The sequence below is a fragment of the Rufibacter radiotolerans genome (genome assembly GCF_001078055.1).
GTDB classification, from domain to species: domain Bacteria; phylum Bacteroidota; class Bacteroidia; order Cytophagales; family Hymenobacteraceae; genus Nibribacter; species Nibribacter radiotolerans.
This window is the reverse complement of the sequence record NZ_CP010777.1, coordinates 3,048,566-3,062,203: the sequence shown is the minus strand read 5'-3', so window position 1 is coordinate 3,062,203 and position 13,638 is coordinate 3,048,566. Positions and strand designations below refer to the sequence as shown.

Annotated in this window: 13 protein-coding genes; 5 read left to right on the top strand and 8 right to left on the bottom strand. The window is 51.3% G+C overall.

Features of this window, described 5'->3' with window-relative positions:
• Nucleotides 1-68 precede the first annotated feature (68 nt).
• The 3 genes from TH63_RS12635 to TH63_RS12625 all read left to right on the top strand — a co-directional run bounded on the left by TH63_RS12635 (nt 69) and on the right by TH63_RS12625 (nt 2,987).
• Nucleotides 69-1,616 (top strand): sigma 54-interacting transcriptional regulator, encoded by a 1,548-nt coding sequence (locus TH63_RS12635; protein ID WP_048921248.1) that lies wholly within the window; start codon nt 69-71, stop codon nt 1,614-1,616.
• A gap of 177 nt (nt 1,617-1,793) precedes the next feature.
• On the top strand, nt 1,794-2,165 hold the full coding sequence (locus tag TH63_RS12630; RefSeq protein ID WP_076606482.1) for a nuclear transport factor 2 family protein: 372 nt from the start codon (nt 1,794-1,796) through the stop codon (nt 2,163-2,165).
• Nucleotides 2,166-2,252: 87 nt separating this feature from the next.
• Nucleotides 2,253-2,987: a hypothetical protein gene (locus tag TH63_RS12625; RefSeq protein ID WP_048921246.1), complete on the top strand. Its 735-nt coding sequence runs from the start codon at nt 2,253-2,255 to the stop codon at nt 2,985-2,987.
• 99 nt (nt 2,988-3,086) lie between these two features.
• Here TH63_RS12625 and TH63_RS12620 read toward each other — a convergent pair whose 3' ends face one another.
• The 5 genes from TH63_RS12620 to TH63_RS12600 all read right to left on the bottom strand — a co-directional run bounded on the left by TH63_RS12620 (nt 3,087) and on the right by TH63_RS12600 (nt 8,403).
• Nucleotides 3,087-3,545, bottom strand: a complete 459-nt coding sequence (locus tag TH63_RS12620; protein WP_048921245.1) for a peptidylprolyl isomerase — start codon at nt 3,543-3,545, stop codon at nt 3,087-3,089.
• Nucleotides 3,546-3,785: 240 nt separating this feature from the next.
• Nucleotides 3,786-4,709: a ribosome small subunit-dependent GTPase A gene (gene rsgA / locus TH63_RS12615; protein ID WP_048921244.1), complete on the bottom strand. Its 924-nt coding sequence runs from the start codon at nt 4,707-4,709 to the stop codon at nt 3,786-3,788.
• Entirely contained in the window at nt 4,706-5,962 is a 1,257-nt protein-coding gene (locus TH63_RS12610) for a 3-deoxy-D-manno-octulosonic acid transferase (RefSeq protein WP_048921243.1), read from the bottom strand. The genes rsgA and TH63_RS12610 overlap by 4 nt, the downstream gene beginning before the upstream one ends.
• A gap of 314 nt (nt 5,963-6,276) precedes the next feature.
• Nucleotides 6,277-6,906 (bottom strand): peroxiredoxin, encoded by a 630-nt coding sequence (locus tag TH63_RS12605; protein ID WP_048921242.1) that lies wholly within the window; start codon nt 6,904-6,906, stop codon nt 6,277-6,279.
• Between the two features lie 219 nt (nt 6,907-7,125).
• Entirely contained in the window at nt 7,126-8,403 is a 1,278-nt protein-coding gene (locus TH63_RS12600) for an aspartate kinase (protein ID WP_048921241.1), read from the bottom strand.
• A gap of 123 nt (nt 8,404-8,526) precedes the next feature.
• Between TH63_RS12600 and fbp the strand changes: the two genes are divergently transcribed.
• Nucleotides 8,527-9,555, top strand: coding sequence for a class 1 fructose-bisphosphatase (gene fbp, locus TH63_RS12595; RefSeq protein WP_048921240.1), 1,029 nt, complete (start codon nt 8,527-8,529; stop codon nt 9,553-9,555).
• A gap of 101 nt (nt 9,556-9,656) precedes the next feature.
• On the opposite strand, the gene TH63_RS12590 is transcribed toward fbp, so the two are convergent.
• The 3 genes from TH63_RS12590 to yihA are packed head-to-tail and all read right to left on the bottom strand — an operon-like array spanning nt 9,657 to nt 11,210.
• Nucleotides 9,657-10,154, bottom strand: coding sequence for a DUF5606 family protein (locus TH63_RS12590; protein ID WP_048921239.1), 498 nt, complete (start codon nt 10,152-10,154; stop codon nt 9,657-9,659).
• Nucleotides 10,155-10,180: 26 nt separating this feature from the next.
• Nucleotides 10,181-10,561, bottom strand: coding sequence for an energy transducer TonB (locus TH63_RS12585; protein ID WP_053093805.1), 381 nt, complete (start codon nt 10,559-10,561; stop codon nt 10,181-10,183).
• A gap of 40 nt (nt 10,562-10,601) precedes the next feature.
• Nucleotides 10,602-11,210, bottom strand: a complete 609-nt coding sequence (gene yihA / locus TH63_RS12580) for a ribosome biogenesis GTP-binding protein YihA/YsxC (RefSeq protein WP_048921238.1) — start codon at nt 11,208-11,210, stop codon at nt 10,602-10,604.
• Nucleotides 11,211-11,589: 379 nt separating this feature from the next.
• Between yihA and TH63_RS12575 the strand changes: the two genes are divergently transcribed.
• Complete coding sequence (locus TH63_RS12575) at nt 11,590-13,536, top strand: OmpA family protein (RefSeq protein WP_048921237.1); 1,947 nt, start codon at nt 11,590-11,592, stop codon at nt 13,534-13,536.
• Nucleotides 13,537-13,638: the final 102 nt, after the last annotated feature.

The window sequence follows — 13,638 nt, the reverse complement described above, 5'->3', positions numbered from 1 at the left end:
GGTAAATAAATGAATCTACAAGGTACGCAATCTTTATTGCTATCTATCATAATAACCTGATACAAAAAATGTTATACACAGATATTCCCGCAGAACAGCTGCACCGCATTAAAACACTGGGCCAGTTAAAGGCCAGCGGCTATGAGCCCCGTTCTGTCAAAGAAGAGTTGCGCGCCAACCTTATCAAGAAGCTGAGCAGCGGCGAAGAAGTGTTCCCTGGTATCTTCGGGTACGAGGAAACCGTTATTCCAGACCTGCAGCGCGCCATCCTTAGCCGTCACCACATAAACCTGCTGGGTTTGCGCGGGCAGGCCAAGACGCGTATTGCCCGCCTCCTGGTACAGCTGCTGGATGAGTACGTACCCGTGATTGCCGGTTCTGAGCTCAATGATGATCCGCTGCAGCCGCTCTCACGCTTTGCCCATGATCAGATTCTGCACCACGCAGACGAGACCGCTATTGCCTGGCTGCACCGCGATGACCGCTACACTGAGAAACTGGCCACCCCAGACGTATCCGTAGCGGACCTCATCGGTGACGCCGACCCTATCAAAGCCGCCACGCTTAAGTTGCCATACTCAGATGAGCGCGTGATCCATTTCGGGCTGATCCCGAGGGCGCACCGGGGGATCTTTGTGATCAATGAGCTGCCAGATTTACAGGCCCGTATTCAGGTGTCTCTGTTCAACATCCTGCAGGAAGGCGATATCCAGATCAGGGGCTTCAAGATCAGGCTGCCGCTGGACATTCAGTTTGTGTTCACCGCCAACCCAGAAGATTACACCAACCGGGGCTCCATTGTGACGCCGCTCAAAGACCGGATTGACTCCCAGATCATTACCCACTACCCCAAAAGCATTGAGGTGGGTAAGCGCATCACCAAGCAGGAGGCGCGTATCACGCCCGCCCAGCAGGAGCGCGTGCTGGGGCATGAGCTCATCCATGACCTGGTGGAGCAGATTGCCTTTGAGGCCCGCGAGAGCGAGTACGTAGACGCCAAAAGCGGGGTGTCGGCCCGCTTGACCATCTCCGCGTATGAGAACGTGGTCAGTGCCGCAGAGCGCCGTGTGCTGCTCAACGGTGAAGCCCAGACCCACGTGCGCGTGGCAGATTTCCTGGCCGCCGTGCCTGCCGTGACCGGTAAGGTGGAGTTGGTGTATGAAGGTGAGCAGGAGGGAGCCGGCGGCGTGGCCTACCGGTTAATGGGCAAAGCCATCAGAACCCAGTTCCTGAACTATTTCCCGGACCCAGATAAGTTCAAGAAGCAGAAAGAGAAAGACCCCTACAAGAAAGTGACGGCCTGGTTCTCAGACGGGCACACCCTTGACCTTCTGAGCGACGCCTCAGATGAAGAGTACAAGCGCGAGCTGCTTCAGGTGCCGGGCCTCTCTGAGGTGGCAGAGAAGTTCCAGCCCACGCCCAAAGACGAGGCCGAGCATCTCTTCTGGATGGAGTTCTGCCTGCACGGCCTGGCCGAGTACAGCCTCATCTCCCGCAACCGCCTCACCGCCGGCCTTCAGTTCAAGGACCTGCTCAGCAGCATGTTCTCCGGGGGCAGCTTCAGCCTGGAAGACGAGGATGACGACGAGGATGAAGAGGATAAAAGACGTTATTAAGCCGTTTTCTTAAAACAGGCTTAAAACGCTAAAAAAGGAAAGCCCGGATACTTTGGTACGCCGGGCTTTCCCTTTTTTGGTGCGGCCAACAGCCCGCTTTTCTCTATTGGGGTTAGGAATCTGCTTGGAGTATTCCCAAATTCGGGCCGTAGCCCCATTATTATTAAATTCTGTTTGATGAAAAGTGAAATGGTAGAGAATTACATAGCCGCCTATAACCGCTTTGACGTGGACGGCATGGTGGCCAATTTAGCCGAAGGGGTGGTGTTTAAGAACGTGTCTGAAGGAAAGGTAAATCTGGAGCTAAAAGGCCTTGCCGCGTTCAGAGAACAGGCAGAGAAGGCGAAAGCTCTGTTTCTGGAAAGGGAACAGAAGATCACGGCTCTGGAAGAGGCAGAAAATAATGTAACCGTCCTGATTGATTACACCGCGGTTTTGGCGGTTGACTTCTCGCCTGAGCTCAAAGCGGGCCAAACCCTTAACCTAAAAGGCAAATCCATTTTTACCTTCAGAGGAAATAAAATCACTACCATAGAAGATATCACCTAAGACCTTTTATGACCCAGCGGAAAAGGTACGGGGCCGCCAACTTTTGCAGTGGTCAGGAGTAGAATAGAAATCCCCAATTCTTTATCCATGCAAAACTTTTTCCTGAGCCTGCTCCCGCTATTAGGTTTAATGCTGGTGCACATGTTTGCCGGCAAGCTTAAGTTTCTGGAAGGGATACCACGCAGCATCTGGCTTTCGGGGGCCGGCGGCGTATCTGTGGCCTATGTGTTTCTGCACTTGTTCCCCGAACTGCAGGAAGGGCAGGGGCAGGTACAGGAGGCCGCCCATTCCCAGGGGCTGTTCTTCCTTAAGCATCATGTGTACCTCACGGCCTTAGCGGGTCTGGTGGTATTTTACGGGCTGGAGCGCATGGCCATTAGGTCAAGGCGCGGCGGCAAGGGAACCGGCAATGCCACGCCTCCATCCGTCTTCTGGATCCATGTGCTTTCCTTTGGGCTGTACAATGCCCTGATTGGCTACCTGCTGCACAAGCGCGAGGAGCAGGACTGGCAGGAGGTGTTCTTTTATTTCTCGGCTATGGCGCTGCATTTTCTGGTCAATGACTTTGGCCTGCGCGAACACTACAAAGACCGTTACCGGTATGCTGGCCGCTGGATTCTGGTCCTGGCGCTGGCCCTGGGTTGGGCCGTAGGCCAGGTAGTAGAGGTGACGGAACTGGTCACCGCTTTGTTGCTGGCGTTTCTGGCCGGCGGCGTGGTGCTCAACGTGCTCAAGGAAGAACTCCCCGAAGAACGTGAAAGCCGCTTCTCCGCCTTTCTTATAGGGGCCACCACCTACTCGCTCCTGTTGCTGCTGCTCTAAAAAAAAAGGCGAAGGACAGCTGCTGTCCTTCGCCTTTTTTGATTGCTGATTGTCAATTGTTGATTGTTTTTAGACCAGCAATTGGCAATTAACAATAAATTAGTCTTCGTTCACTACAATTTTTTCAATGCGGTCGCCCTGGCGGATGTCATCAATGATATCCTGGCCTTCTACCACTTTCCCGAAGCAGGTGTGGTTGCGGTCCAAGTGCGCGGTGTTGTTACGGCTGTGGCAGATGAAGAACTGAGACCCGCCGGTGTTACGGCCTGCGTGGGCCATTGACAACACGCCTTTGTCATGGAACTGATTGCCACCGGTTACCTCGCAGTCAATTTTGTAGCCTGGTCCGCCGGTGCCGGGCACGCCTTTGGCGCCTTCTCTTGAATTAGGGCAGCCGCCCTGAATCACGAAGTCAGGCAATACGCGGTGAAAAGAAAGGCCGTCATAGAAGCCTTCTTTGGCAAGTTTGGTGAAGTTCTCCACGGTTTTAGGAGCGTCTTTCTCGTAGAATTCTACTTTCATGACGCCCTTCGCGGTATGGATTTCTGCGGTTTTCATATGGTGTGTTTTTTATAGGTGTTGCAACGGTTCAAAAGAAGCTAAGCTTGCCTCAGAACGTTGTTTCAGTCCGCAAAGATACGGAAATTTTCACTCTTCCCTTTGAGACCTCAGGAGATGAGGCAATGCTGGCGTTTTGAGCCTGTTTTCCGCAAAACAGCCCCAAAACAGAAAATGTCTAACGGGTTGGAAAAGCCATCAAATTCATTGAAGAAGAAACTCTGGACTCAGAACTCTACCTTACCGGTGCGAGTCCTCGTCCTGGAGAAGGCTTAGGTAGCTTTCATAGCGGGGCAGGGCGATTTTGCCTTTTTTCACGGCCTCCTGCACGGCGCAGCCCGGCTCATTGATATGGATGCAGTTGTTGAACCGGCATTTGTTGAGGAGCGCGCGCATCTCCGGGAAGTAATGGCCAATCTCCTCCTTCTTCATCTCCACCACGCCCAGTTCTTTGATGCCCGGGGTGTCAATTAGGTAGGTACCGGGTTCCACCTCAAACATCTCCGCGAAGGTAGTAGTATGCACGCCCTTGTCTGAGAACGAGGAGATTTCTTGGGTCTTGATGGCCAGGTCAGGCACCAGGGCATTCACCAGCGTGCTTTTACCCACCCCCGAGTGGCCCGTGAACAGCGAGGTTTTTCCGGTCAACAGTTTCTGCACCTCGGGCAGGCCCTCTCCGGTTTGCGCCGAGAGCGGCAGGCAGGGGTAGCCAATGCGCTCGTACAAGCCCATCACCTGGTTCATGTAGGCCAGTGCCTCTTCGTCATACAAGTCAATCTTGTTAAACAAAAGCGTAGCCGGAATCTGGTACGCCTCGGCGGTTACCAGAAACCGGTCAATGAACCCGAACGAGGTGCGCGGAGATACCAGCGTGACCACCAGGTAGGCCACGTCCAGGTTAGAGGCCACAATGTGCGCGTGGTGCGCCTTATGGGTTGATTTACGGATGATGTAGTTGCGGCGTGGTTTTATTTCGGTGATCACGGCCTGGTGCTCGCCGCCCTCCAGTTCCATGGTCACCTCATCGCCTACCGCCAACGGGTTGCTAACCTTGAGCCCCTTGTTCTTGAACTTCCCGCGCAGGCGGCATTTGTACAGCTGCCCTCCCTGGAGCGAGCGTACCAGATACCAAGAGCCGGTTGATTTTATTACTATGCCTGTCATGCTTGCCGCGAAGGTAACCAATATTCCAACGCCGTTAAGATACGTTCGGTGGCGCCGGCCTGTTTTTTCAGGTACTCCTGGATATTGGTTTTGATGTTGGCTCTCGCCGAAGGGTTTTCTTCCAGCGCTTTAAAGGCTTTGCTCAGTTCCTGCGCAGAGTGCACCGGGAACGCGGCGCCTATCTCCACCAGGTCTATGGCTTCCTGGAACTTGGCGTATTTGGGCCCAAAAAAGATGGGTGGCCCAAAGGCCGCGGGCTCCAGGGTATTGTGCAGCCCCTTCCCAAAGGCGCCGCCCACGTAGGCGTAATTCGCGTACTGGTAGAGGCTGGAGAGCATGCCAATGTTGTCTATGAGCAACAGGCGGTAGTTGGCCACGGTGGCTGGGTCTGCTTGGGAGAACCGAATGGCCTTGGCCGGGAACTGGGCTTCCAGTTCGGCTAACTCATGTTCTTTGATCTCATGAGGCGCCAGGATAAACTTAAGGGTGGCCAACTCTCCCTGCATAAAGGGTACCAGCACTTTCAGGTCCTGGGGCCAGCTGCTCCCAATCACCATCACCGGGTCACTGCCTTTAAAGGCCTGGGCCACCGGGATGGGCGCCGCCTTTTCGGCGGTTTGCAGCACCCGGTCCACGCGGGTATCGCCGGCCAGGCTCACCTTACTAAAGTCAAGGCCGGCCAGCAATTCCAGTGATTCCTGGTTCTGGGTGTAGATGTGCGAGAAGCGCTCCAGAATTCGGCGGTAAAAGCCGCCACCCTTTCTAAAATAAACCTGGTTGGGCCTGAAAATAGCTGACACCGAGAACATGGGAATATGCCGTTTGCGCAGCGCCTTGGTGTAATGGTGCCAGAACTCGTACTTCACAAACACGGCCAGCTTGGGCTTTACCAAAGAGACAAAGCAGCGGGCGTTGTGGTCAGTGTCAAGGGGTAGGTAAAAAATGAAATCGGCGCCGGGGTAGTTTTTGCGCACCTCATACCCCGAAGGGGAGAAGAAGGTAAGCACGATCTTAAAGTCAGGGAATTTCTCTTTGAAGGCTTCCATGAGCGGACGGCCTTGCTCAAACTCGCCTAAGCTGGCGCAGTGGAACCAGGCCAACGGGGCGGTATTGCCTTTGAGTTTCTCTCTTATCTCCTGAAAGATATCTTTTCGGCCCTTGACCCATAGGGCCGCCTTGGGCACAAAAGGAGCCGCCAGCCGCACGCCCAGGCCATACGCCCGAATTCCAACTTCGTATAAAATAGTAGACATCTTGGTGGGGTTAAAAAGTATAAAATGGGGGGAAACATTTAATACCTTCCTACAGTAGGAGGTGACCCGGTTCACTGCAAAGGTACGGCCTTCGGGGTATTTTGCAGGGCCGCACCTGTTAAATAACGAAACACCTCAGGGTTTGGCTATACGGCCAGGTGAAAAATCATGACGTTTTAAGCCTCTTTTCCAGAAAACAGGCTTAAAACAGAAACGGGTTGAAAATGAGATTATGATCTGGAGGACCAACAAGCGGGAAATAAAAAAGCCTCTCCTTTGCAGAGAGGCTTTTAAGGTAGGGTGGTTTAACCAGATTAGTTAGCAGCCAGGTAGCTGGAAACACCCTCGCGGGTAGCCTGCATGGCTTCTTTTCCTTCTTCCCAGTTGGCTGGGCAAACTTCGCCTTTTTCTTCAAAGTACTGCAGGGCATCAACCATGCGCAGAGCCTCATCAATGCTGCGGCCCAACGGAAGGTCGTTCACCACCTGGTGACGCACTACGCCGTGCTTGTCAATCAGGAACAGGCCGCGGTAAGCTACTGGGTCACCCACGAAGATCAATTCACCCTGGTCATTGTAGTCATAGTCACCGGCCAGAACATCAAAGTTCTTGGCAATGGTCTTAGAGTTGTCGGCTACCAACGGGTAGGTAACGCCTTCAATACCACCTTTGTCGCGGGGGGTGTTCAACCAGGCCCAGTGCGAGAAATGGGAGTCAACGGAGCAACCTACCACGGCCACGTTCTTGCGCTTGAAATCTTCCAGACGGTCCTGGAACGCGATAATCTCCGTAGGGCACACAAACGTGAAATCCAGGGGGTAGAAGAAGAACACCACGTGCTGCTTGCCAATGTACTGCTCTAATGAGAAATCCTCCTCAAACTCACCGTCAACAACGGCGGTTGCTTTGAAAGAAGGGGCTTTTTTACCTATTAATACTGCCATGGTCTTTTTAAAAGTTTAAGTAATTACATGATGCACACCCTGTAAAGGAGCATGCGCGTTCATGCCGCAAAGGTACGACACCCAGGCTCTTTCTGCAAAACAAGTTGAAAGATGTTCCTGTTCCTGGAGTATACCGCCTTCCATCCCAAAGGCGATTTAAGCCGAACGGGAAAACCCGTTTTAAGGCCGTTTTCCGGAAAACGGCCTTAAAACACAAACTTAGGATTTCTTACTTTCCGGAGGACGGCAAACGAACTGGAACGTTAGGCGGCTGCGCTGCTCCAGCAGTATTTCCTTGCCGGCGGTGAGCTTCTCCAGGCTTGGCTCGTCATAGTTTTTGATGGTGTACAGCCAGAGGGGTTGGTTGTAAAGGATGTTGAACTCAGTGGCCAGGTCTGCCTTGAGACCGTCTATTCTGGCCTGGTCAAAGTCTACGCAGGCAGAGAAGGAGATAGCGGAGTTCTGCATCATGTTGATCTTGAGCCGGTATCTGCCCATGGCCTGGAAGATGGTGCCCAGCTGTTGCTCCGTAATAAACCCCAGGTCTTTGGTGTGGAAAGACAGCAGGCACTGGTTCTGCTTGAGAATATAGGCCGGCGCAATACGGTCATGCTGGCAGTTGTGGATGACCGTGCCCGGCTCCTCGGGGTGCAGAAAAGATTTAATGTACAGCGGAATGCCCCGTTTAGCCAGCGGCTGCACCGTTTTAGGGTGAATAACCGAGGCCCCGTAGTAGGCCATCTCAATGGCTTCCTGGTAGGCGATCTCATCATACCTGATGGTGTCCTTGAACAGCTTGGGGTCGGCATTGAGTAGGCCGGGCACGTCTTTCCAGATGGTGAGGGCCGGGGCCTGCAGGCAATAGGCAAAGATGGCGGCACTGAAGTCTGAACCCTCGCGGCCCAGGGTGGTCGTCTGGCCATTGGCGGTACGCCCAATAAAGCCCTGGGTCACGGCGGCCATTTTCTCCAGGATAGGAGGCAGTTTGCTGGCGATCTCCCGCTCGGTCCAAGCCCAGTCCAGGCGGGCCTCGCGCCACGTATCATCGGTGCGGAGGTAATCGCGGGCGTCCAGCCACTGGTTCTGGTAGCCTTGCTGGCAGAGATAATGGTGCAGGATAAGGCTGGATAAAAGTTCGCCTATGCTAATGACCTGGTCATACTGCCGGTCAAACTCCCGGGGCTGGGTCTGGTGTAAGGTTTTTTCCAGCTGCGCGAACTGGCTGCTTACCGCCTCATAGACGTGGTGGTTGGGGTCTGGGAAAAGCTCGCGCAGGATCTGGTCATGGTACTGGCGGGTTTCCTGCACCGCCGCGGCGTAGCTTTCTCCTTTAAACGCTTGCCCAAAACACATCTCCAACGCATTGGTGGTCTTGCCCATGGCCGAAACCACAACCAGTGGGTTTGCGTTCTTAGGAAGACCCCGCAAAATCTGGAAGAGGTTTCTAAACGCCGCCGCGTCTTTTACAGAAGCGCCGCCGAATTTATAAACTATCATTAATTGCCCTTCGTTTTATTAAAAATGGTAATAGCCGAATTTTTAATCCGGTCAAAATTATTATTTTTGTAATTGATTTACTTGCCGTACACACTAATCCCCTTATCCTTTAACATCTTTCCTATGAACAATATCAAAGAAAACCTGGCTCTTCCGGTTGGCACCACGCTAGACCGGTTCATTATGCGGAAGCAAGAGGATTTTCCTTATGCCACCGGTGAACTGTCTCAGTTACTGCGTGATATAGCGCTGGCGGCTAAAATTGTAAACCGTGCTATCAACCATGCGGGCCTCACAGATATTGGAGGAGCCTACGGCAAACAGAATGTGCAGGGCGAAGAACAGCAAAAATTAGATGTGGTTGCAAATATTCGTTTCATAAGGGCGCTCCGGAACGGCGGGGAGGTTTGCACCATTATTTCTGAAGAAGAGGATGAGGTGATCCAGACCGGTAACCTCAAAGGGAAATACATTGTCGCCATTGACCCTCTGGACGGTTCGTCTAACATTGACGTGAACGTGTCTATTGGTACCATCTTCTCTATTTACAGACGCATCTCTGAGCTGGGCACCGAAGGTACCATTGAAGACTGCTTCCAGAAAGGTACCGAGCAGGTGGCCGCCGGCTATATTATTTATGGCTCCAGCACCATGCTGGTTTACACCACCGGCAACGGCGTGAACGGGTTTACCTATGAGACCTCGCTGGGCGAATTCTTCCTTTCGCACCCCAATATCACCACCCCCAAGAACGGTAGCATCTACTCAGTGAACGAGGGCGGCTACAATTACTTCCCCGAAGCCATAAAAGACTACATAGAGCTTTGCCGCGTACGCAACTACGCCGCCCGCTACATTGGCTCCCTGGTGGCGGACTTCCACCGGAACCTGCTTAAGGGTGGTATCTATATGTACCCCAATACCTTAAAGTCGCCGGGCGGAAAGCTGCGGTTGTTATATGAGTGCAACGCCTTGTCTTTCATAGTAGAACAGGCAGGCGGAAAGGCCTCAGACGGAAGACAGCGTATTCTGGAGATTCAGCCTTCTGACCTGCACCAGCGGTGCACCTTCTATATCGGCTCCAAGGAGATGGTAGAAGAGGTGGAGAGCCTGCTGGTGGCCCGTCCGGTCCGCAACACTCAGTTGGTATAGACCGCAAGAGGCGCCTGTGTTCCAGTAACCGGCCCATATAACAGAAGAGGCCCCTGCCAACTGGCAGGGGCCTCTTCTGTTATATGGCGGTAAGCAGTTACCTATTTAGCCGAAGACTTCTTTTTCTTGGCTGGTTCAGCTTCTGTCTCAGTGGCTGCTTCTACCTCGGTGGCTGCTTCTGTAGCAGCCTCAGACACAGTTTCCTGAGAGTAAGGCACAAACTGGTTTACGGTTTGGTACCACTGCACCAGTTTCTTCATGTCTGAGCTGTACACCCGCTCCCGGTCATAGTCTGGGAGTACCGTTTCCATAAAAGAAGATAGCTCCTGGCTGCTTGACTTGGCATTTACCGGCAAATCAGAGCCGTACTGCTCTCTGATTTTGTCAAATATGTCTGCCAAAGGAACAGTCTGCTCCTCATCATTGGTATACATGGAAATTTCTTGCAGAATGGAAACGCGGTTACGTGACTGCGCTACACTCCTTACTGGCTTTTCAGCGAGGCTTTCTACAATAATTCCGCTACGGGTAGGGGCTATGATTTTGTATAAGCCCGGCATACCGGAAATAGAAGCGATCTCTTTCAAGTCAAACGGCATAGGGAAAAGTTGATTATGAGGTTAATTTAGAGTTTGAAGTTTACCGGAACACTGTATTGCTGGCTGTAACCGGGGGCTTTGAATTTAAGGAGTTTCACTACCCGTACCGCTTCCTGGCCCAGGCCGCCGCCCACTTCCTTCAGGATCTTCACATTGGTGATGGCTCCTTCATCTGTGAGGGTGAAGCCAACAATGCAAGTACCCATGGTGCGGTTACGCTTGGCCAGGGCCGGATACTGGATGCTGCGCTGCAAATGCGCCACCAAAGAATCCTGGCCGCCGGGGTAATGTTCAGCTACCGGTAACTTGCCAGTCTGCACATAGGCGGGGGTAGCGCCAGGCAAAGCAAATGCTCCGGCGGCAAAGAAAACAAAAAAGGCAACTACTAGTGTGTTTCTTACTTTCATTTTAGTAGAAATAAATAGACTGGTAAAGGACTCTTAACGCTTAACGTTCTTCATTGTAACGGCGGTTTACGTCACTTATGAACTGAAGGATTTCCTCGCGGCCCTCTTTGGTAGTAGAGGAACTGGTCATATACATGGGAGGTTCCTCCCAGGTTTCCTTCAGCGTCTTCATAAACAAGGCAATATTGGCCTCCGTCTTTATTTTAGACTGCTTGTCAATCTTTGTGAAGATAAGCACAAAAGGTACCCCCATGGTTCCAAGTTGCTCCATAAATTCAAGATCTGGCTTCTGTGGCGGCAGCCGGGAGTCAATCAATACAAACACGCAGGCCAGGTTAGGGCGGTTGCGCAGGTAAAAGTTGATCATTTTGCGCCACGTCTCCCGTGATTCCTTGCTTACCTTGGCCCAGCCGTAGCCCGGTAAATCTACCAGATACCAGTCATCATTAATGAGAAAATGGTTGATCAACTGGGTCTTTCCCGGGAAAGAGGAGGTCTTGGCCAGCTTCAGTCTATTGGTAAGTGTGTTTATTAAGGAAGACTTTCCTACATTTGAGCGGCCTATAAAGGCATATTCCGGTAAATCCGTCTGCGGGCATAAGTCAGCGCGGGTATTACTGGTGACAAACTTTGCTTCTTTAATGACCATGGTTTTTATACTCGTGTTTAAGACTGCAAAGGTATCAAAATAAAAACATACCATTTTCTGCACCCGTGGCAGGTAATTTATTAAACAATATTCTATGCATTTTAGTAACCATTTGCCCAATTTGGGAGTATCGTATGGCGATGAGAGTATCTACTGTACATATATAGAAAAGGGCCATATTTTGAAATTTAGGCACTTTGCCAATATTTTAGTTTAATTATTTCTTTCTTTGAAATAAATATCTAACAATTTTTAAATATAATTGTACTTCTCTTTTATGCCCTTGGCCATAAAAGAGTTGCTCTATGGGATACTCTCAAAGGGTAGCATCTTAAGATTTTGCGCCAATTAGTAGCACTATACCTAAACCTTTTACACTATGAATCACTTAGACAAGCGGTTGTTAAGAACGTCCTTTCTCTTTCTTACGCTGTTTCTCATGGCTTATGGGGCCATGGCCCAGAGTACGCGTAAGCTTATCAGGAGCGGGGATAAAATGTTCAACCAGGCTAACTTTAGGGCCGCGCTTCCCTTCTACGAAAAAGCACTGGAGCGTGAGCCAGACAATGCCAAGGCGCTTTACCGGGCCGGTATCAGCTTAATCGCCTTTGATAAAGAAAAAGCAAGCGAATACATCTATAAAGCTTACAAACTCAAACCAAAAGTAGGGGATGACGTTCTTTACTGGTTAGGTAGAGTAGACCTGGTGAACTATGAGTTTGACAACGCCATCAAAAATGCCACTGCCTACCAGGCCACCCTGGGCAAACGCGATGACGAAGGAAAAGAGCAGGCCGCTCTGCTTTTACAGCACGCCCGTAACGCCAAAAGAGAGGTAGCCAACCCTAAGGATTTCTTCGTGAAAAACCTGGGACCAACGGTGAACACTCCTTACTCAGAGCACAGCCCTGTTATTTCTTCTGATGACAACTACCTGTTATTCACTTCTCGTAGCGCTGCCGTAACCGGTGGTAAAGAAGCAGATGACGGAGAGTACTATGAAGATATCTTTGAGACCCGCCGTTTAGGACCAGATTCGTGGGAAGCCCCTAAATCTTTGGGTAGCCGCTTGAACGGTACCGGCCATGATGCCTCTATTCAGTTGTTTGACAATGACAACAAATTGCTGATGTACCGCCAGGATGAGAACGGAGATATCTTTGTATCTACCCGTGCGGAAGGTGGCGACTGGGGAACTCCTCAGAAGTTAGGCAAGAATATCAACACCAAAGGCTTTGAAAGCGATGCCTTTGTTACCAAAGACGGAAGCACCCTTTTCTTCTCTACCAACCAGTACTCTGAGAACGGTGACCTGGATATCTATTTCTCTGAGCGCCAGCCAAATGGTGACTGGGGAACTGCCAAGAACTTCGGAAATGGTGTGAACACAGCCTATGATGAGGACAGCCCTTACTTTACGGCAGATGGCAGAACCATGTATTTCAGCTCACGTGGCCATAACACCATGGGTGGATACGATGTATTCAAAATTGAATTTGACACCGTAGCCCGTCGCTGGAGCAGACCTGAGAACATGGGTTACCCGGTAAACACGCCAGATGATGATACCTACTACCGTTTAAGCCCAGATGGCTCTTACGCGTATCTTTCTTCTTACCGCATGGGTGGTTACGGTGAAAAAGACATCTACACCATTAACTACATCCGCAACGCCATTATCCGTGGCCATGTGTACAGCCTGCGTGACTCAACCATTATCCCAGGTGTGGAATTGGTGTTCACTGGTAAGACCGCTAACAACACGCCGCTTGAGTACCGTGACGTGACCAAGCCAGATTCAGGAAACTACCAGGTGACTGTGCTTTCTGCCCGTCCGTACCAGGTAGCTCTTTCTAAAGACGGTAAGAACATTACTACCGAGTCTTTTGAGGTTCCTTTGTCTTTGAATGACACCACCGTGGTAGAGAAAGACTTCTACATTGCCTTTGAAGATACTTCAGCAGTGGGAACCGGTGCTTATGCCTTCAAACGCATCTACTATGACACTGACAAGTACAATCTGCGTCCTGAGTCTATCTCTGAGTTGGACAACGTAGCTAAAGTAATGAAGGCCAATCCTTCGCTGCGTATCTCCATTGACGGTCACTGCGACTCTCGTGCCTCAGATGCCTATAACATCACACTTGGTGAGAACCGTGCCATGGCTGCTTACAACTACCTGTTGAAACAAGGTATCTCCAGCAACCGCATGATCACTGTAAGCTACGGTGAGCGTCGTCCTGCTGCGCCAAACGATTCTCCTGAGAACATGCAGCTTAACCGCCGCACTGAGTTCAACGTGATCAAAGCAGGAGACGAGCAATAAGAACTCTGTTTAAGATCAGATACTTTACAGCGCCCTGGCCAAACTGGCCAGGGCGCTGTTTTTTTCTATGGAGTTTGGATACAACATAATGGAGGAAATCTA

Coding starts and splice junctions, on each gene's coding strand:
- TH63_RS12590 (WP_048921239.1), bottom strand. CDS start 10,154: ATGCCGTTTGACTTGAAAGAGATCGCTTCTATTTCCGGTATGCCGGGC.
- TH63_RS12605 (WP_048921242.1), bottom strand. CDS start 6,906: ATGGCAGTATTAATAGGTAAAAAAGCCCCTTCTTTCAAAGCAACCGCC.
- TH63_RS12635 (WP_048921248.1), top strand. CDS start 69: ATGTTATACACAGATATTCCCGCAGAACAGCTGCACCGCATTAAAACA.
- TH63_RS12600 (WP_048921241.1), bottom strand. CDS start 8,403: ATGATAGTTTATAAATTCGGCGGCGCTTCTGTAAAAGACGCGGCGGCG.
- TH63_RS12610 (WP_048921243.1), bottom strand. CDS start 5,962: ATGTCTACTATTTTATACGAAGTTGGAATTCGGGCGTATGGCCTGGGC.
- fbp (WP_048921240.1), top strand. CDS start 8,527: ATGAACAATATCAAAGAAAACCTGGCTCTTCCGGTTGGCACCACGCTA.
- TH63_RS12620 (WP_048921245.1), bottom strand. CDS start 3,545: ATGAAAACCGCAGAAATCCATACCGCGAAGGGCGTCATGAAAGTAGAA.
- TH63_RS12625 (WP_048921246.1), top strand. CDS start 2,253: ATGCAAAACTTTTTCCTGAGCCTGCTCCCGCTATTAGGTTTAATGCTG.
- TH63_RS12585 (WP_053093805.1), bottom strand. CDS start 10,561: ATGAAAGTAAGAAACACACTAGTAGTTGCCTTTTTTGTTTTCTTTGCC.
- TH63_RS12575 (WP_048921237.1), top strand. CDS start 11,590: ATGAATCACTTAGACAAGCGGTTGTTAAGAACGTCCTTTCTCTTTCTT.
- yihA (WP_048921238.1), bottom strand. CDS start 11,210: ATGGTCATTAAAGAAGCAAAGTTTGTCACCAGTAATACCCGCGCTGAC.
- rsgA (WP_048921244.1), bottom strand. CDS start 4,709: ATGACAGGCATAGTAATAAAATCAACCGGCTCTTGGTATCTGGTACGC.
- TH63_RS12630 (WP_076606482.1), top strand. CDS start 1,794: ATGAAAAGTGAAATGGTAGAGAATTACATAGCCGCCTATAACCGCTTT.